We start from the raw sequence: 19,899 nt of genomic DNA on the forward strand, positions 1-19,899 counted from the left end.
CGTGCTGTCAAATTGCCTATGATGAAACTGTTATCACGAAAGGGGGAGTCATGATTACGATTCAGAAGAAGGACAATCTCGTCATTGTTGCGATCATCGGTGAATTTACGCTGACTGACTATCACGAATTCGAGCAACAAGTGTTATATCAATCGCACTTTGATGGTAAGGCAAACTTATTATTCGACTGGCGCGACATGCTCAGTTACACGGTCGATGTCGCTTGGGAGGAGCTTAAATTCATGCGCGACCACGGCAGTGAATTCAACAAGGTAGCAATCGTAACGGATGATGAGTGGCAAACTTGGGGAGCGTGGGTGTTTAATTTATTTAGTAATGCCAATGTGGCGGCATTTCATGACTATGATGAGGCTGAAACATGGGCTTCTGCAGGCGAATAGCGTTTTGAGTCTGTGTTGCCGGATAGCACAGCAAAATTGCATCATGGTTTATGTTTTTCCGAATCGTTTGCTTTGAAAATTTTCGAGATTTAGAAGGCAGTAAATAATTTTTATGGATGAATTGGTTATTGCCAGAGCATTACATGTGCTCGGTGTCGTTTTTTGGATTGGCGGGGTAGCAATGGTAACGACAGTACTGTTGCCGGCACTGACAGGCATGCAATCCGCTGCTGAAGCGATGAAGTTTTTTTCCAGATTCCGTCAGCGGTTTGCTGCGCAAGCGCGGATTTCGACGTTGCTCGTCGGCGTGAGCGGTTTCTACATGGTACACGCTCTGGATGTGTGGCAGAGATTTGTCCAATGGCAGTACTGGTGGATGCATGCGATGGTACTGGTCTGGCTGTTTTTTAGTGTGATGCTGTTTATTCTGGAACCGCGCAACCGCCGTCAGATGGCTGCATCCACACAATTGCCGGAACAACCCATGATAACGCCGGAAACATTTATCCGAATTCAGCGGAAGCATCTGTTCTTATTGATTTTGAGCTTGTTGACGATTGCCGGTGCTGTGGCGGGCAGTCATGGTTGGTTGATCGGATTTTGAACATGGGTTACGAACTCCTGAAAATGGTTCATGTCAGTAGCGTGATTCTGAGCTTCTCGCTGTTTTTCCTGCGCGGTATTTGGTTGATTCAGGATTCAGCGAATCTACGTCAGCGTTGGGTAAAAATCCTGCCGCATGTCATCGATACTGCGTTACTCGCCAGTGCGATCTTTTTGGCTATGACCATTCAGCAAAACCCGCTTGAGCATGGCTGGCTGACTGCCAAGGTGTCGGGATTGTTGTTGTATATCGGGTTGGGAATGGTGGCGATGCGTTTTGGTAAAACCCGGAGAATCAGAATTATCGCTTGGGCAAGCGCGCAATGTGTATTTGTCTATATCGTATTGGTGGCACTGACTAAGAGCCCGGCATTAGGAATCGGTTAACAGCGACTTGAAAATCGATATCGATTTAACCACCCTGCAAGTGGAAAAAGCCGCTTTACATCAAGTGCAAGCTATCAGTGACCTGATCAATTTAACGTATCGCGGTACCGGCGGATGGACAACCGAGGCGGCCATTATTCAAGGCGATCGTACCAACCGTCAGGAAATTGAGAAAGCATTGAATAATCCGCATGCATGCTTTCTCATCGCGCAGTTATCCCAGCAACTGGCCTCGTGCATTTATGTCGCGCGTGAAAAAGAACATGCCTTCATCGGTTTTTTTTCAGTTCACCCCAGTCTTCAACAGCAGGGACTCGGAAAATTCATGCTCGCACAAGCAGAAGCATTGGCTTACCACTCGTTGGGCGTGCAAAAGTTTGTGATGTTTGTAATTTCGCAGCGGCCCGAGTTGATTGCATTTTATCACCGCCGCGGTTATCGCAGTATCGGCCGGATCGAAGCTTATCCATCGTATCTCGGTATTCCCAAAGTTTCAGATTTAACAATTGAGTATCTTGAGAAAGTTGTTTAGATTATCAAGATTATTGTATGATCTGTATACGTATTCACACGTATAGTATTCTTCCGATTTTTATCTAAAATCCTCCTGAGCAGTTTTTTTTGTTGCTCCAATGTTCAATAAATGATCAATTCTTCGATGAGGAAGCCATGCTTTTGAAAATTTTATTAGCCGCAATTATAAGTATCAGTGTGTCCTGTTTCGCTGAAACAGGCGACGATAAAACGAAATCATCCACCAGTGAAAAATCAACAGTAACGACATCCTCGCCGGACGCGTCAACTCCCAAGGAAAATTCCGGGTCTTCACCGGCGGTAAGTTCGGATAAAAAACCTTCAATGGTTGATTATTGCAAGAAACATACGTGTTGAATCACGGTTAATCTAACCAGGAGCTAATCGATGACAAATAAAACATTCGGCCGTTTGATCGCCATGATGGTGACATGTTACGCATCCGTAATTGTTGCCGCACCTCATTGGAGTCATGAAGAACAGGAACAGTGGGGAGCGATTGAAGATCCTTCGCAAGCAGTTGTTCCTCTAAATTATCCCTATGCGGAATGCAGTATCGGTACACATCAATCCCCTGTTGATTTTGCTGAAGCGAGAGTTGATAACACAAGAAAGTTAAATGATCTTGAGGTTTGGTATGATGTTGATAAACCGGTTTTCTATAATACCGGTCATGCGATACAGGTAAATACCTCGTCTAACTATAAAGGCGAATTGAAAATCGGTGAAGAATCTTTTCCTTTGGTTCAGCTTCATTTTCATGAACCCAGTGAGCATGCGGTGGGAGGGGTAAAGTTTCCGGCCGAATTGCATTTTGTTCATGTCGGGCAAGATGGCAGACTAATCGTTCTGGGGGTGGCGATAAACGTTGGTGAAGAAAATCCAACTATGCAAACGATCTTGAACAATATGCCGGCAACCGGAGGGGAACAGAATCCTAACACCGGCGGCATTCAGATAGATCCTGCAGCATTGTTGCCTTCGATACATCACCAGTCATTTGATTACTTGTCTTTAGCAGGTTCTTTGACAACACCGCCTTGTAGCGAAGGGGTACAATGGTATCTTATGCTGGATCCAATATCGATTTCTGCGGCACAACTTGAACAATTGAAAGGATTCTATACCGGTAATGCAAGGGAGCCCCAGAATCTGAATGGTCGAGTCGTTTCTTCAACCAAATGATTTAAGCGCCCTGGCCAATCCACGCTTAGCTGATGTTAGCGCAAGCGTGGCCGGCGCATGTTTTGATAGTAAATCTCCACCAGGTAGCTTTGCTCATCTTGCCGATACAATCAATTGAAGCGGGATTGGGCGAGCTGATCAGGTCTGTCGCCAATCATTCGATATTGATGTATTTGTATTAAATGCACTCGGTTCTGCAACCCAATAGCCCTGTGCGTAATCAACGCCGATATTCTCTAAAGCTTGCAACGTCTGGCCGTTTTCTACCCAGACAGCGATCGTCTTGAGGCGCATCACATGACCAATATGATGGATTGACTCCACCATGGCTTGGTTAACCGGGTCTGTAGCGATGTTCCGGATCAATCGACCGTCAATTTTCAGGTAATCTAATGGAATATTCTTTAGGAAATTAAATGTTGACAGGTTGCCACCAAAATCGTCGATGGAGAATCGGCATCCGATGTCCTTCAAGGCGGTGACAAATCGCACCACATGATTGATATCGGTTAATGCAACATGTTCACTAATTTCAAAACAAATGAATGTTGGATTGACTTGGCTCGACTTAATCGTGCTGATCGTGAAATCCAGGAACTCCGCATCTTCAAGTGCGCGTCCTGAAATATTGATGGTATAGACCGTTTGCGACTTCGTGGCAGCGTGAACTTTAATCAATTGCAGCGATTGTTGTACTACCCAGCGATCAATCAGCAACATTTGATCGTGACGGTCAGCGGCAGGAAGGAATGCGCCGGGTATAATGAATTGGCCTTGTTCATCTTTTAGCCGCAGTAATATTTCGCCATGCTGTTCGTGATTGCCATTGGTTGAAATTAGCCGGATCGGTTGATAAAAAAGGCAAAAACGCTGTTCCGCCAGAGCCTGCTGAATACGCGGCACCCATTGCGTTTCATTGGGTTCTTGCTGCTGACTGGTAGCTTGATAAACATGCACGCGGTTACGTCCTTGTTCTTTGGCCGCATAACAAGCACTGTCCGCAGCATTCAATGCCTGCGTCAATCCTTGGTTTGAATGCGTGATTGGAAATAACCCGATGCTCACACCGATTGTGAATGTTTGTCCTTGCCACTGGAAGCGGAAATTCTGAACCAGCTCCCGTAGAATGTTCGCCACTTGTATGGCTTCATTTTGCGGACAATGCTCCAGAATGATGCCGAACTCATCACCGCCCAGGCGAGCGAGGGTATCCCGGGTTCGCAGCTTGGCGTGCAGTAATGCCGTGATTTGACGTAATAATTCATCACCTGCGCTGTGTCCGCATGTGTCGTTGATAATTTTGAACTGATCCAAGTCGAGATATAGTAATGCGTGCGTATCAGTTTTGCGGGTCGATTTTAAAATTTTGCTAAGCCGGTTCTCGAATTCCTTGCGGTTGAGCAAACCGGTCAGAGAATCGTGCGCTGCTTGATAAGCAAGCTTCTGAGTCAGCTTACGTTGCTCCGTTACGTCGCGGAAAGTTAATACCGTACCAATGATTTCCTTGTCTTTATTCCGGATTGGCGCTACTGCGTAATCGATAATCCATTCCTTTTGATCTCGGCGGATCAGAAGACATTCGTGATGAATATTCCCATTTTCTGCACCATTAAAATGCCCGGCCAATGGATTGATTATCGGTTCCCGTGTGGTTGGATTCAGAATGTTCAATACTTGTGGTAATAATGCGTTTTGTGCCTCCTGATTACTCCAGCCGGTAAAAATTTCGGCAATAGGGTTCAAAAAAGTGATTTTCCCGGCGGCATCTGTTGTAATGACTGCATCTCCGATGCTTGCCAAAGTGACCTGAAATAATTCTTTTTCCTGATGCAGGATATTATTGGCGGTTGTAAGCGCTTCGGTACGTTCTGTAACACGCTGTTCCAGTTCATTTTTTGTTTGGATTAAGCGTTTCAGGAGATCAAAATTATCAAAGCGAAGTTTCAGTGAATCCACCATTGTGCAATACAGCCGGTAAGAGATACTCGACATCGCTCCGGCGAATAGCAGAAACGTCAGCACGATAACCATCTGCGTTTCGGTCTCATGAATCAGGACTTGATAGGAGAACGGCAGCACAACAGGTACGGAAAAAATCAGGAAGGCTCCTTTGTAATACGATAAGGTCGCCATGGCGCCCGCAATCATGCCTCCAAGCAAATATGCCAGGAAGAACTGGTGCGTTTCGCTATCACTCACAAAAAAAATACCGCCTGCAGCGCCCCAAAGTAAGCCCGATAACGCCACTCCGATCATAAACCATCGCCCCCAGCGGACTGAATCAGTCATGAGTGGTTTAATACGGAAGTATGATCGGACTAACAGGAATCTGACCGAAGTCAGCAAATAGATAGCTGCAAGCCAACCGACCAGCCACTCTCTAACAACATAATCCCAGTAGACATACACCAATGCCGTTGCGACGATTAAGGTAACAATTAACGCTTTGGGAGTCTGCTGATAAAGCAGTTTAACTTGTTCGGTTAACAGTGCGAGAGATTGATTCGTTGGAGGCGGTTGGTAATTCACATTATTGTTATTTAGATTAAAGGGCTTGTGATTTGCTTAATACGGAAGAAAATACAAGTTGTTTAGGTTTAAACAAATCGACACGGAAAGAGTTCTTGCTGGCTGAGTATTTCATTAATTGACTATGCATATTGAGTCATTGAAGCTACAGGAACGAGTATACTGCCTGCTTTTGACCTGGCTTGTTATTCTCTTAAGTTGAATGAAAATCAGCTTTATATTTGATGTCAGAAAATTCTTATCCGTTTGCGGAAAATTATACTTAATATCCTTTTTAAGTAAAACTATCTTTAACGCGGAATTCAGCGCTAATCGACCATGCAACTAAAGCAACTTTGCGATATCGTTTACAGTCTGCGGAGATAGGGAGTATCGATCAACCGGGTTTGCAGAGTGTTCACTGTTCATTATTGGAGGTAGATTCATGGATAAAAAAACGCATCTTAATTTCTGGTTCGTCATCGTGGCGTTACTCAGTTTAATGATGATTCAGAGTTTTTATCAACGCTATACTCAGATTGAATCGATACCTTATAGCCGCTTCCAGCATTTGTTAGAGCAAGGGCAAATTGCTGAAATTGCCATTACCGAAAATCAAATCATCGGCACGCTCAAAGAAAAGCATGCCGATGGCTTCAAAGAATTTGTGACCACCCGGGTTGATCCTGAATTTGCCGAGATGCTGGACAAGTATCATGTGGTTTATACCGGCGTGGTGCAAAGCACCTGGTTGCGTGATCTGCTTTCCTGGATTGTGCCGACTGCAATCTTTATCGGCATTTGGTTATTCCTCATTCGCCGGATGGGTAGCGGCATGGGCAGCGGTTTGATGTCGATCGGTAAGAGCCGCGCCAAGGTTTTTGTCGAGAAAGAAACCAAAGTGACATTCGACGATGTTGCCGGTGTCGATGAAGCAAAAGACGAATTGATGGAAATCATCAACTTCCTTAAGAATCCCGCAGATTATGGACGCTTGGGCGGACGGGTGCCGAAGGGTATTTTATTGGTGGGGCCGCCGGGTACGGGTAAAACATTATTGGCGCGCGCTGTCGCCGGCGAGGCAGGCGTGCCGTTCTTTTCCATTTCCGGTTCGGAATTTGTGGAAATGTTTGTCGGTGTCGGTGCCGCCAGGGTGCGTGATTTGTTTGAGCAAGCCCGGCAAATGGCTCCAGCGATCATATTTATCGACGAGCTTGATGCCTTGGGCCGCGCCCGTGGCGCTTACGGAGGATTAGGCGGCGGACATGATGAAAAAGAACAAACGTTGAATCAGTTATTAGCGGAATTGGATGGTTTTGATTCGAGTAGCGGTATTGTTTTGCTGGCAGCGACCAATCGTCCGGAAATTCTGGATCCGGCATTACTGCGGGCGGGGCGGTTTGACCGGCAGGTCTTGGTGGATCGTCCGGATAAAACCGGTCGTGAGCAAATTCTTGCTGTGCATATCAAGAAAGTGAAATTGTATAACGATGTGAAAATCGAACAGATTGCCGCACTGACTCCAGGATTTACCGGTGCGGATCTGGCGAATCTGGTCAACGAGGCGGCGCTGCTCGCGACACGCCGCGCCGCGCCAGCGGTCACGATGGCGGATTTTAATAACGCGATTGAGCGGATTGTCGCCGGCCTTGAAAAGCGCAACCGGTTATTAAATCCCGATGAACGGCGGGTCGTCGCTTTTCACGAATTAGGGCACGCCATGGTTGCTTTGGCTTTGCCCGGTAGCGATGAAGTCCATAAAGTGTCGATCATTCCGCGCGGAGTGGGGGCCTTGGGTTACACCATACAACGCCCGACAGAAGACCGCTATTTAATGACACGCGCGGAATTGTTGAACAAAATGGCAGTGCTGCTGGGGGGCCGCGCAGCCGAGCAGGTTGTGTGTCAGGAAGTTTCGACCGGTGCGGCCGATGATTTGGTGCGAGCAACCGATATCGCTCGTGCAATGGTATTACGCTATGGAATGAGCGAAGCGCTGGGTAACGTAGCCTACGACCGGGAACAATCCGCTTTCCTGCAGCCGAGTTTTCCGTTGCCCCAAGCCCGGAATTATAGCGAGGAAACCGCCAATAAAATCGATATCGCGATACGAGTGCTGGTTGATCAAGCGTTAGAGCGGGCAATCGTCATTCTGCAGAATAATCGGGGTTTGCTTGAGCAGACTGCCGGGGAATTATTGAAAACCGAAACGCTCAATCAACCCGAAATCCTCAAACTAAAACAGGCAATCACAACTAACGCGCAACAACATCGCGCATCCGCTAATCTGACAGAATGATTAACAATCAACCCCGATTTTATTCTTCACCGATCGGCTTTCTCTGAATTTCAGTAGCGGGCAGCGTATCTTTCAAAATCAGGTCAATTTTTTGATTGAGCTCTTCCGCCGTTGCTCCGCTGTTGATAATTTGTTGAAGTGTAACCAGATTGGATGCCATATGCATTTTTTCCTGATTGTGCTGAGCTGCAAAATCATTCTGTAATGCTTTTTTCTTATTGGCCATTTGGTCTCGCGGGCTGCCGGTAAAAAGCGAACGGATGGTTTCGACCAAACGGCTCAGCACCGTATGCGTCAGATCCGCAGAGAAACCGCCCAGCATTGCAAGCAATGGCCTGATGATACCTTTCTCCAAAAAAGGGGTTTCGCTTAAATGCTTGCTGAAATATGCTTCGGAAACCATAATGGCGAGGATGAGACCGGCGATCAATCCCAAAAAGAATTGTATCCAGTAAGAAGCATGGTAGGTCGGATCGAAGGTTCCATTCGCGATATAGGTATTGGCTTTATAAAGCGCGGCAAACGAAGCTCCCAAGCCGGCTGCTGAAAGATAAAACATTAAATTCAGCAATAACTCATATCCATCCTGCACCATGATGTTGCCGCTGTCGTGGCTGACCTCTTCGGTCAACGAAAGACCAATGAACAAAATTAATGAGACGACCGCCGCGATCATCATCTGGCGGATCAGCGATACCGGGCCAAGGAATTTCATAAAGCCGGTGACGCCTTGTTCAATATCCAGTAATAGAATCGTTTTGGGTTTCGCAGGCTCGACAATTTTGGCCAAGGTGCAATGCGCTACCAGCAATTCGCCAATATCCAGGTCGGAACGGACGTTGATTCGATCGTTTAACACTTGATCATCCTGAATCGCGAATGCATCAATGGTCCGTATGACTGTTTCCGGGACCGTTTTGCCGTTAGCCAATGCATACTCCGCCATTGCGCGAGCTTCCCGGTACAATTGATAGCGGATGTTTGTTTGTTTATAAGGATCAAACGATTTCGAATCTTCCATGCACGCTCCTAGCGTTTTGCGGGATTAAGAAAAGAGAATGGCGGTAATCAGGAAAATCCACAGCAATAATACCGGCCAATAAATCAATTTGGGGATAAAATTATCCTTGAATGCCAGTATTGGCAATGGCGGATCATAAGAGAATAATACCGTGTTGACGGTGACCATTAAGATCGTAACATAGGAAATCAGATAAAAATATTCAAGGTACACGATGGTGTTTACAGCCAGTTCATCCCTCAGTTGCACATGCATGATCAATAAAATGAAGAAAAGCGCTGAGCAGGCTGCAATCACGGCGGATACGTTAAAACCGGTGATGGTTAAATTGGTTTCTTGTTTCGATATGGTCAGTACGATTCCATAGAGCATCAGCAATACAACCGCTAAGGGAAATAGATGCGCAATGAACGGGTTTAAGATATTGCGGGAAATTTCAATGTTGAAATAGAGTTCCGGCATCTTGTCGTGACTGGTGAAACGGGTATTGCCGAAATTGCTGTTGTATTTGTTGATGCGGATGTCGAAATATGCGCGTGATAAACTCCATTCCGATAAAACGAAATCTTTCTCGACCCCCGGTAAAGTGCTTGGGTTGAGGCTGTCAAATGCTTTAAAGTCGGGTACGAGAATGATATTTTTGGTAAATTCCTTATGCCATAACCGGATCCAAAGGAATTGCCTGTCAAAAGGATAACCCCGATAATCAAACGTTTCTCTTAAAGTCACTTCGAAATACCAGCCTTTGACGATTTCGTTATTTTCCTCATGGGTATACGCCTCGGTAAGGGCGGTTTGGATAGCTTCAGGAAAAATGACGCCAGGCTCGATGGATTCTTCATAGCTCTTAGGATAGCGTTGCCAGACATAACCCGACACAGCGGTATTGCTGGCATTTAGAAACTCGATCGACTGAATGAACAGGCCGGTAGGCACATAGAAAGGCGGATGCTTGGATTCATTGAGCGCGCTGATCGTATAATCATCCTGAAACTGCTCAACGATCGCCCGGTTGGATAAAGTCAATGAATTGTTTTGTACCGGGGATGCGGCGAAGTATTCATTGATCCAGATAGTGATAATGCCCAGCGTCAGCAATAGGGAGAAAATAAACGCGTGACGCAATAAATGTGTAATCGAGTGTTGATGTTTTATCAGCGCTATCCAACTGTAAATCATTAGCAGTAATATCACCGTCGTGAGGATCCAGTAATGAATATCGGACTTATGGATAACCGGATGATCCGGCTGATTGTAAAACAAATTTTTGTTGCTGAGTTCGGTATTCATGACGGTAAGCACGTACCAGCCGGTTTCACCGATCGGAAATTTGTGCAGCCATGCGGAACGTCCGGTCAGTTCATTGATTCCGGGGGAACCAGTGGAAAAATCAGCCAAGTATGACGGTGAAATGGACTGGTGTAACTCGCTGATTATTTTTTTGGGTCCTTTTAAGCCATGATAAATGATCTGCCCGTTGTTGTTGACTATTATGGCGTAGCCGTTATCACCGACGTCATGATTCTCAATGTGGTGCCTGAACCATTCAATCCCGATATCCAGGAAAACGACGCCTTTCTTTAAATCCTCCGATTGTGCATGTGCACGTAATGGTGTCACATATTTTATAGTGACTTGTTGATAAGCTAAGTCGTAATAGGGCTCAAGCCATCCGCTTCTTCCGGTGGATGCGTGTTGATACCAGTTGCGCGCGTTGGAGTTGCGATCGCCGTATACGGCATTACCCGTATAGTCATAGTGCTGATCGAGGCGATCCAGTTGATAAGTTGTTGCGTTTTTGCGGAGAAACGGTGCGAACAAGCGTAATTGCGGACTGATTTGGTACAAGTCAAATGCGACACCCAGTGCGTAGTAGCCGGCATGGTTAAGGGCGGATTTTTTCAGTGTGAATTCAACTGCTTCTTGATCCAGGGGCATTCCGGCCAGATTTTCCGCTAGCTCATCTGCCGCAAGGATCAATTCTTTCAGATGATCATGAATCGAGTGCGCCATCTTTTCGGTCGTCAAAATGGCTTGTTGCTCGGATAAATACAAAGTATTGCGGGATTTATGCATCAGATCAAAGCTGGACCAGATAAAAAAGCAAAAAACAATCAATGTCCCAACACCCAGCAAGTTTCTCAGCCACGCGCTTGTATCCCGGCTGAAAGGGGAAGCATGAGGCGATTGCTTTAATTCGCTCATTTGCCCACCCGATCGGATCGAACTTCTTGCCATTTGAGCGAATGGTCGAAGCGGGTTAACCAAACGAGATCACTAGCCTGATGATCATTGGAACCAAGGGACAACACGCCGAAGTCTTCCAGGTGGAAGGTGCCTAAAGAGTTCAATGCTGTTTTCAATTGATCACTGGTTATCTCCTCATCGATTTTTTCCAAAGCTTTCACTAAAACTTGTGCAGCAAAATATCCCTCGCGCCAAATAAAATTTGTTGAACCGGTGTTTTCTGTAGAAGCAGTTGCAACAGGCGGTACAACTTGAGTCATATAAATCCGTCCTTGAATGCCTTCAAGCGCATCGGACAGCAGCGAGGCACCCGCGAACGATAAATTATAAAAACGGGTATTGGGAAAAATCCGGTGTGCAAAGCGGATGAATTGGGCAATCGGCTGGTAAGCGCCGACGATGATGATGGCTTCCGGTTCCGGCTGAGCCCTGACGAGGGTTTCTATCGCACTCTGGATAGCTAAGGTATTCCGGGGATAATGTGTTACCAGTAACTGATCGTTTTGGTGAAAGCCGGTTTTTTCCAATGCGGCTTTGGTAATTTCAAATCCCGTTTGTCCGAGAGAATCGTCTTGTAAGAAAAGCGCAATCTGCTTGGGGGAAATGCCTTGATTAATAATATCGCGCACAATGACCTCCATTTCCTGCCGGTAGCTTGCGCGAAAATTAAAAACATAGGGATCGGACGGTGTTTTGCGCAATAGATCGGCGCCGGTAAATGCGCCATAGAAAACCACGCCGCGTGAATTCGCCAGAGGCGCCGAGATTGCAGCAGTCGGAGTGCCGGCGTTACCGACGATTGCGATGACTTTCTGCTGATCGATGAGTTGCAGGGTATTGGTAAGGACGTTATCGGGCTCATAACCGTCGTCAAGCACCGTTAAATTGATCTTGCGCCCCCGGATGCCGCCACGCCGGTTGGTTTCGTCGAAACAAGCCTTCATACCTTGATACATTGCTTGTCCCAGTAATTGATTGGGGCCGCTAAGCGCGGTGCTCATTCCAAGTTCGATAGTTTCCGCTCGCGCCAGGCTAGCTATGATTAATACGGTAATGCCTAAGAAGCAAATTTTCTGCAGGTAGCGTTTAGGCGGCATGATATTATTCAAGAATTATCATAGGATCAGTTATTTAGTGCGGGTCGATGACTGATGAAGGTATTGGGATTGTACGCTTACGATGTGATTACCTTGTAGTTAAAATGTGTTCGCAGCAGATGATATCTGCTTTGATCAATTAGTTAAATGGTTTTATTATAGTCTTTTCACATAGAAATCTATCAAGTTACCTGTTTACAAAGGAAAATATGGGAACAGTCAAACGCAAATTGTTATTGATCACCGCCGTGATGCTGTCAATCCTGCTGATGATTAGCCATGCGCCTGATGAAATTTACCGCAGTGAATATTCTTTATGCATCGCTGATGCCAGCAATGATTGCAGCAAACATAACATGCAATGGCATAACAAAGGTAAGGACGACGAATACATGCTTGGATTTGTCGAAATTAACGATCAAGGTCAAATGCGCGATCGCGCTCAGATGGCGGCGATACTGGATCATTACTACACGGTTGCGGCACAGGATAGTTTGCTCATCACTGTTTATGTGCATGGCTGGCAGCATAATGCATCGCCGGATGATTCCAATGTCGCAAGTTTTTCCGGATACTTACAAAAACTCAGTTTGGTAGAAGCGGATCTGGCTAAACGCCAAAATCGCCCGCCGCGCAAGATCGCCGGCGTTTATGTCGGATGGCGCGGTCAATCGGTTGAAATTCCCGGTCTTAATTTGATTACTTTCTGGGAACGTAAAAGCGCTGCTCTGGATGTCGGTTACTTGGGGATTACCGAATTGTTTCTGAAGCTGGAAGAAATCAGTAATGTCAGAAATAGCTGGAGTCCGCCGATTAAAAGCCGGCTTATCATCATGGGACATAGTTTCGGCGGTCAGGCCGTTTACGGAGCCACTGCGCAAATCCTTGCCAGCCGGTTTATCGATAGCCGTGAACACAAAACCGTTCAAGATGATGCCAAAGGCTTTGGCGATTTGGTTGTTTTATTAAACCCGGCTTTTGAGGCATTGCGTTATTTACCATTGCACGATCTTTCCAATAGCCGTTGCAGTTACTTTGAGAGCCAGCGTCCAAGATTGGCGATATTGACTTCGGAGACCGACTATGCCACTAAGCTGGCTTTCCCAGCCGGACGTTTTATGTCGACCATGTTTGAAGCGTATGGCACCATAGAACGCACTTTTTGCAGCGGAAAACACAAGCGTGAACTTGTTTTGAATGAAGGCGATGCCGATCGAACCACGGTAGGGCATTTCGATCCATTGATCAGTCATGAACTGACGCCGGTATTAGTAGCGGAATCGCTTTCAATCGAAGCATACGACAACATTGATAATATCTGGGGGTTGCAAGCTCCTGGTGCAACGACTGCCTATGGCCGTACCGCATTGAAGCATTTGAATCGCACCGAGCCGAGAAATCCCTATTTGAATATTCGTGTCAGTCCGGAGCTGATTGCGGATCACGGTGATATTTGGCGGGATGAAGTCCAGGAATTCATTCGTTTGCTGGTAGTACTGGCTGCGCATGATGAAGCACTTGACGAAGGCGGTGCGGTTGCCGGAAAAGGGGACTAACCATGTCGCAGATAAGCTAGGATCAGTGGACTCTATAGATAATGCGTGATTACGAGATTACCGCCTCGCAGTTTCGCCTGACGAGCGGCTTCGGCAGCAGCATTCAATAACTCTGAAAATCCCGCTTTAAGATTCTGGCGTAGTTCGGCAACGCCGAAACTGGCGGAAACATTGAGCCCCGCCGGTTGTTGTTTCTCAATAAAGCTGCGTATTTTCTCCGCGATAATCAAGGCATTCGCGATATCACAATACGACAGGATCAGAACGAATTCGTCTTCGCCATAGCGTGCCGCAATGTCTTCCTTGCGAATCGATTGCAGGATTGTCGTGGCCATTGCCTTGAGCACGCTATCGCCGTGTGCATGACCGTGAAACTCGTTGATCGATCCGAATTTATCGATATCGACCACGATCAGACTGAACGCGATGCCATGCCGAGTGGCTTCGCTAAGCCTGGATGGCGCAGTTTCAAGCAGATAAGTACGGTTATACAGACCGGTCAGCTGGTCTTTTAACGCCAATTCCTGCATTTGCTGTTGCTGCGCGGTTGTTTTATCAACCAGCTTCTTGCTGGTAATCAGATTGTTGGCGCGTGTTAACAATTCTTCATGGATAACAGGCTTGCTGACATAATCGTTAACGCCGCACCGCAGTAATTCAACTTTGCTGGCCGCATCATTGAGCACAGAAAATACCAGCAGCGGCACATATTTTTTGTCGTTATCCAGGTTGCGAATCGCTTTGATAATGCTGTGCCCGTTCAGCTTGCCTTTGAGCAATATATCGGTCAGCACCAGATCGTAAGCGTTGTCCTGGAAAGCTTGCAATCCCTCTTCGCCGCTGGTGAAGTGATCCACAACATAGCCGCAGTCGGTCAGAAATTGGGTTGTTGAGTTTGCCGCCGAGAAATTGTCTTCAAGATACAGAATGCGGCCACTCATGGTTTTTTTGTATTTCTTTCGTGAGAATTCGGCGGTGTAGCTGGTAATTTTATCCAATTCATGCTTGGCGAATATTTCTGTGACACCGGCTGAATATGCCTCATCCAGAAGTTTTTTGTCTTCATTGGCGGTAATCATGACCAGTGGTATTTGCCGGGTTCTGGAATCAGCGCGCATTTGTGACGAGAACATAGCGCCATCCATATCTTGCAAATGAGTCGCAATAAAAACCAAATCAAACGGTTGTTGCTTAAGCAGTGTCAGTGCTTCGTTGCCGGTTGAAACCTGTTTGGTTCCGAGTCCCCCTGATTCGATCGCCGAAGATAGAAGTTTCTGATAGGTCCTTGAAGGCTCAACAATCAATCCTTCCATATTCTAACGCTCCTTTTTCCTGAATGAGGGGTATAAATGTCAATAGCAAAGCGGAGTGTTATAGCGACATCACTTTCTTTTTTTTTAGAAAATTCTGAGAAATTCGGTGCGCGCCAATTGCTGCGCAATCGCGCAACGGCGCGCAGTCATTGCAAGGAAGGTCCGGTCATGTTTGATCGGATCTTACTATTATCAACGAGTTACCGGTTTGTTAGCCGGCGTGGGCGTGGAATGCTTGGGCAGAACTTCGGATGGTGGCGGGATTATTTCAGCAGCAGGAGCAACTGGTGTGCCATTTGCTTTGGCAGCCTCCGGCTGAATGATTGTTGCGGTTGTACTGGGATTCGCTTCGACTGGCTGCCCGGTGGCAGAAACAGTATTTTTCGTGAAGATTTGTGCCAATTGATCAAAAGCGCCGTGATGCCACAGCAGCACAATAACTGTCAGCAACGCCAAAACGAAGAGATACAGCTTCCAGGGACGCTGTTTTTCTGCATAAGGATCAGACAAGGAGCGTTGTGCGCCGGGCGGCAAAGTAGCAAGTTTGGTTAATGAGGCGCCGAACGGAATATTGATAATGGCACGAGTGTTGACCGCCCAACCGCTACCGTCGAGCAGTGGCGCCAGGTTGCGTTTGCGCAATTTCAGATACGCCAACAGCATCGACGGACCGGAGATCGCCAGAATGATTCCCAGGATAGCCAGCGGCATTTGCCACCAAGTCAGGCTGATGAAACCTGTGACAATTGATGCTATGGCAGTACCGATTGCGCCGATGGCCAATCCGATGGCGGCGAAAATCCCGGCAAACTTGCCGACATCGAACGGTGCCGCTGATGGTGGTTTACTGGGATCGGCAGCTTGTGCGGTACCGCTGATACCGACAGCAGCTTGGTCTTGCACTGCCTTTTCACGAGCGCTGGCGAATTTCTCCAGTTGTTCCCCGATCATTTTACCGATGCGCTTGAATGGATACCAAAATGATTGCCGTACACTGATCGGGTGTTCAATGATTTTAACGATGGTGGCATCCCAATCCTGGTTGTTGCGATCATAAAAAATACCGTTGCGCCCGATCATCAGGTTATCCGCGTCGCCATCGGTGAAGGCCGCGACGATATTGATTTTCTCGTTACCACCTTTACGCTGGCATTCGCAATAAGCCAGATAGATACCGCTAAGATTCGCCATGCTGCTGTGCTTGTTGATGTCGCTGACGCGCAGGCAAAAGTCGCAGGTACGACCGTCGAGATACAATGATCCAGCCTGGAAGATGGCTTTATATTGGGCGGTATAGAAGTCCCGGAACGATACGAAATTATTCAGCAGCCGGAATAAATCGCGATGTAAACGGATCAATTTCTCGACCGAGTAAATCGCATCGAGTGTGCTGGTTAGCGATTTGTCCTGCTCGATCAATTGTAAGAGTTTCTGCTGGTAACCGCCCCCGAGGATTTCACGTACGCGTTTGATGCCGAGTGATTCGACCAGCACACCTTGTTTCGTTTCCAGCCAGGATTGGTGCGCGGAAAATAGCTCACATAATTGCCGCCATTGCTTGTGGCTGAGCGTGGTTTGGTTTCCAAGCACCGGTTCAACAATAATTGTCTTGAATTCCGTGATGGCATCGAACCAGGCCGGGTTAATGCCGCTCTCAAGCGGCAGCGGTTTGTTCGCGGCGATGGTGGCCAGCGGCAATGCTGCAATGTGTCCGGAATGAGCCGATAAGTCGACTTTTGTCAACGTCTGATATTCGGTCAATGCCGGATTAAGCGATTCAGCGGCACGCTGATCATATTGAGCGATTTGGCAGCGGGTAAAATAATCGTCGATTTTTGCGTGCAAGCGATCCAATAGTTTTTTGGCGGCTTCGGTGGATTCACCTAATGGCAGGATGGCTTGCGCATTCTTTTCCGCAATTTGCCACCAGCCGGAATAAGCGCGCGCTTCGGTAAAAAATTGTTCGATCTTTTGCTCGGAGATGCCTGGCTGGCCGGAGCGATCCAACTCCGAACCGGTGCATTGCATGATTTCTCCAATGACTTGTTGAACATCAGCTTTATCGGCGGAGTTTGCAGGAATGATACCGTCGCCGTTAAATTGCGTACTGGCGTAAATTTTGCTGAGATCGGCGGTGTCTTCAATAGAAATAACCAATTCGCCGCTTTTTCCGATGTTTTGCAAAATGTGCCGGGCTGATGCCAATACGATGGCACCTTCGTTTGTACCGTCATTGATTGCATCCAGCGGCAAGACCGCGTGACCATAAAGTAAATCTTCCGGATTTTTCAGCAAGGCAACCGCCCAGTTCGTGGCCGCGATAATCTCCGGTACGCGGATATGGCCATCACCATCAGTATCAATGAGTTGCAATGTTCTGGCATCAAATTCGAGATTGTCGACCGGACAACTCAATGCCGCCCAAAGTTTGGGATCCAATTCGCCAAGCGCTTTCAAATCGGCGGCGGTGTCCAGCCGTACTTGATCAAAACCGCCGGAGCGGAAGAAACGCCATTTATGGGAAAAATTCATGATCGATTGTGGTTATTGGGTTGATTGAAAATGAGAACCGATGGTGATTGCCGCTCGCGCATCAGAGGCAGCCTGAAATAGAAATTGCCAGTGCGCTGTGAATTTCCGCTCCGCCGGGACATATTGATCTTCTTGAATACGTACTTTCGCCAATATTATAAAAACCACCGGAATTGTAAGAAAAATAATCGGTACGAATGCTGGCAGGCTTCCGCAGTAGTGAAACGCGGTTGCGATTGTCAGTTAGAATTTCGCGCCTGTTCCAATCAATTCGCCTGAGGTAATTTTGTATGAAAAACTTTCGGGATCCAGGCTATCTAAAGAATGACCGTCGATCTCGGCATGGGGGTACATAAAAAAAGGTATTTTTCCGGCATTCGGAGGACTTAAAGTCAAATCGTCGGCATGGTTATACGTTAGCCAGTTCATTTCCCAACTACCAAAGAATTGCTCTTTTAATCGTGCGATCCTCGGATCATCCAACGCGATAGCTTCCAATTTTGAAACTTGTAAAATATCGGCTGGATTAACCGGCACCCAGCCTCGGCCTGCTAAGAAAAACTCAGCGCGGCAATGCTGCGAGTTACTGATGTCGCCATATTCACCGATACTGGGATGTAATTTGGATTCGCTGATGCGGATCCCGTACTGGTTGCGAGCAGGAATATTGGCAGCTTTTGCCAGTGCGACGAATAACGAATTGATATCCACGCATTTCCCGCTCAATTCATTTTTTTCCAGCATGGATTTGACATTGCCTTGGCCGCGGCCACGCGTGTTTTCATCATATTGCGCATTATTGATTACCCAATCGTAAATAGCTCTTGCTTGCTCCAAGGGGGTATCGGCTTTTTTATCCCGGATGATGGCATGAACAGTTTCTCGCACAATGCCATTGGTCGGTTTCAAATGCGTCGGATTGATATAATTCCTGATACTGGCAGGCAAAGCGGTATGTTTACTGGCATGATAATAAGCCGGATCAATGGCGTGATGCGATGTTTTTACGATGCAACTGACGGTGATATGGCGTTGATCACTCTTTGGTTTGCCATGCCATTCGGCTTTAAAAACAGGAAAACGGCCTGTGCCCAGTGTTGTAAAGGTTGCTTTGGTGGCATTACCATGCCAATTGCTGCCTTGTGTAAATTGGAAAACGGATTCATTGGTATCGGGCAGCGGTAGCCATAAGTGCGCGGATTTTCCCTTGGCAGGCAGATCAACCTGATAGGTTAGCCGATAGCTGGTCCAATTACTGTAATCCGAAGAAAGAAGCTGTGAAGCCATTGAAGTTGAAACCGGGAGATACAGTGCGCTTGATCCAATGAGTTTAATAAAATCCCTGCGTTTCATGACTTCCTTCAAATGTAATGGAGTTTTAAAATGCCGTTGATTCTATCCGATCAATTTTTAATGTCAATGTAATACAAATTCTTACCTCTTATGACTCGTAATTCCGTCCATTTTTTACCCGCTATTGAAATTGAAACTGGCCTCACACAACCGGATCATGCGGTTATTTGGCTGCACGGCTTGGGTGCCGACGGCAATGATTTTGTGCCGGTTGTCAGAGAATTGGAGCTACCGCCAGAAGTGTCGATTCGCTTTGTTTTTCCGCATGCGCCGGAGCGGCCTGTCAGTATCAATAACGGCTATGTCATGCGGGCTTGGTATGATATCTATCAAGCTGCAATTGACCGGCAGCAAGATGAAGCGGGAATTCGTGCTTCACAGAAAGCTATTGATCAACTGATTCAACGGGAAGTGGACCGTGGGATATCTTCGAAAAATATTTTTCTGGCCGGATTCTCCCAAGGAGGGGCAATGGCTTTGCAAGCCGGATTGCGGCAGACTCTTCCATTGGCCGGCATTATTGCCTTATCTTGTTATCTGCCCCTCGCTGAAATGCTTGATTCAGAAGCAAGCGTTGCTAACGCTTCAATTCCGATATTGATGATGCATGGCACCCATGACTCTGTCGTGCCGCTAGCGCTCGCCATTTCTTCCAGGGAGAAATTGTTATCCGCAAAATACCCACTGCAATGGTATGAATATCCGATGGCCCACTCGGTATGTACCGAACAAATTACCGATATCAGCCGCTGGTTGCGGCGCAAATTGGATCCGCAGATTAAGTAAAAGGGGATTGCAGTGGATAAACTGCCTAGAATTTAAGGAAACGCTGATTAATTGACTACACGAGCAAATCACTTCGT

The 19,899-nt window shown here is 46.9% G+C and carries 15 protein-coding genes; 8 read left to right on the plus strand and 7 right to left on the minus strand.

Annotated elements, in window-relative coordinates:
- Positions 1-50: 50 nt before the first annotated feature.
- From RBH92_RS07130 to RBH92_RS07150, 5 genes are all read left to right on the plus strand, one after another.
- On the plus strand, positions 51-401 hold the full coding sequence (locus RBH92_RS07130; RefSeq protein ID WP_292924466.1) for a SpoIIAA family protein: 351 nt from the start codon (positions 51-53) through the stop codon (positions 399-401).
- Positions 402-513: 112 nt separating this feature from the next.
- The gene (locus RBH92_RS07135) at positions 514-1,005 is read left to right on the plus strand and encodes a hypothetical protein (protein ID WP_307933890.1); all 492 of its coding nucleotides are present in this window, start codon (positions 514-516) and stop codon (positions 1,003-1,005) included.
- A gap of 2 nt (positions 1,006-1,007) precedes the next feature.
- Positions 1,008-1,391, plus strand: coding sequence for a SirB2 family protein (locus tag RBH92_RS07140; RefSeq protein ID WP_307933891.1), 384 nt, complete (start codon positions 1,008-1,010; stop codon positions 1,389-1,391).
- Positions 1,392-1,398: 7 nt separating this feature from the next.
- The gene (locus RBH92_RS07145) at positions 1,399-1,923 is read left to right on the plus strand and encodes a GNAT family N-acetyltransferase (protein ID WP_307933892.1); all 525 of its coding nucleotides are present in this window, start codon (positions 1,399-1,401) and stop codon (positions 1,921-1,923) included.
- A 389-nt stretch (positions 1,924-2,312) separates the two neighbouring features.
- Positions 2,313-3,110, plus strand: coding sequence for a carbonic anhydrase (locus RBH92_RS07150; RefSeq protein WP_307933893.1), 798 nt, complete (start codon positions 2,313-2,315; stop codon positions 3,108-3,110).
- Between the two features lie 138 nt (positions 3,111-3,248).
- Here RBH92_RS07150 and RBH92_RS07155 read toward each other — a convergent pair whose 3' ends face one another.
- Positions 3,249-5,639, minus strand: a complete 2,391-nt coding sequence (locus RBH92_RS07155) for an EAL domain-containing protein (protein ID WP_307933894.1) — start codon at positions 5,637-5,639, stop codon at positions 3,249-3,251.
- Between the two features lie 424 nt (positions 5,640-6,063).
- On the opposite strand from RBH92_RS07155, the gene ftsH reads away from it, so the two are divergent.
- Positions 6,064-7,917, plus strand: coding sequence for an ATP-dependent zinc metalloprotease FtsH (ftsH, locus tag RBH92_RS07160; RefSeq protein WP_307933895.1), 1,854 nt, complete (start codon positions 6,064-6,066; stop codon positions 7,915-7,917).
- A 19-nt stretch (positions 7,918-7,936) separates the two neighbouring features.
- On the opposite strand, the gene RBH92_RS07165 is transcribed toward ftsH, so the two are convergent.
- The 3 genes from RBH92_RS07165 to RBH92_RS07175 are packed head-to-tail and all read right to left on the minus strand — an operon-like array spanning position 7,937 to position 12,294.
- The gene (locus tag RBH92_RS07165; RefSeq protein WP_307933896.1) at positions 7,937-8,938 is read right to left on the minus strand and encodes a hypothetical protein; all 1,002 of its coding nucleotides are present in this window, start codon (positions 8,936-8,938) and stop codon (positions 7,937-7,939) included.
- Between the two features lie 24 nt (positions 8,939-8,962).
- Complete coding sequence (locus RBH92_RS07170; protein ID WP_307933897.1) at positions 8,963-11,143, minus strand: cache domain-containing protein; 2,181 nt, start codon at positions 11,141-11,143, stop codon at positions 8,963-8,965.
- Positions 11,140-12,294, minus strand: a complete 1,155-nt coding sequence (locus RBH92_RS07175) for an ABC transporter substrate-binding protein (protein WP_307933898.1) — start codon at positions 12,292-12,294, stop codon at positions 11,140-11,142. Before RBH92_RS07175 ends, RBH92_RS07170 begins: the two co-directional genes overlap by 4 nt.
- A gap of 197 nt (positions 12,295-12,491) precedes the next feature.
- Here RBH92_RS07175 and RBH92_RS07180 point away from each other — a divergent pair, with 197 nt between their 5' ends.
- The gene (locus RBH92_RS07180; RefSeq protein WP_307933899.1) at positions 12,492-13,838 is read left to right on the plus strand and encodes an esterase; all 1,347 of its coding nucleotides are present in this window, start codon (positions 12,492-12,494) and stop codon (positions 13,836-13,838) included.
- A 32-nt stretch (positions 13,839-13,870) separates the two neighbouring features.
- Here the strand turns inward: RBH92_RS07180 and RBH92_RS07185 are convergent, their stop codons facing one another.
- The 3 genes from RBH92_RS07185 to RBH92_RS07195 form a co-directional block, all read right to left on the minus strand.
- Positions 13,871-15,151 carry a diguanylate cyclase gene (locus RBH92_RS07185; RefSeq protein ID WP_307933900.1) on the minus strand — a complete coding sequence of 427 codons (1,281 nt, stop codon included), beginning with the start codon at positions 15,149-15,151 and terminating at the stop codon, positions 13,871-13,873.
- A 192-nt stretch (positions 15,152-15,343) separates the two neighbouring features.
- Entirely contained in the window at positions 15,344-17,683 is a 2,340-nt protein-coding gene (locus tag RBH92_RS07190; RefSeq protein ID WP_307933901.1) for a hypothetical protein, read from the minus strand.
- A 243-nt stretch (positions 17,684-17,926) separates the two neighbouring features.
- Complete coding sequence (locus tag RBH92_RS07195) at positions 17,927-18,970, minus strand: transglutaminase-like domain-containing protein (RefSeq protein WP_307933902.1); 1,044 nt, start codon at positions 18,968-18,970, stop codon at positions 17,927-17,929.
- 156 nt (positions 18,971-19,126) lie between these two features.
- On the opposite strand from RBH92_RS07195, the gene RBH92_RS07200 reads away from it, so the two are divergent.
- The gene (locus RBH92_RS07200; RefSeq protein ID WP_307933903.1) at positions 19,127-19,822 is read left to right on the plus strand and encodes an alpha/beta hydrolase; all 696 of its coding nucleotides are present in this window, start codon (positions 19,127-19,129) and stop codon (positions 19,820-19,822) included.
- Positions 19,823-19,899 lie beyond the last annotated feature (77 nt).

Origin of the sequence: Nitrosomonas sp. sh817, from assembly GCF_030908545.1 — a bacterium.
Taxonomy (GTDB): domain Bacteria; phylum Pseudomonadota; class Gammaproteobacteria; order Burkholderiales; family Nitrosomonadaceae; genus Nitrosomonas.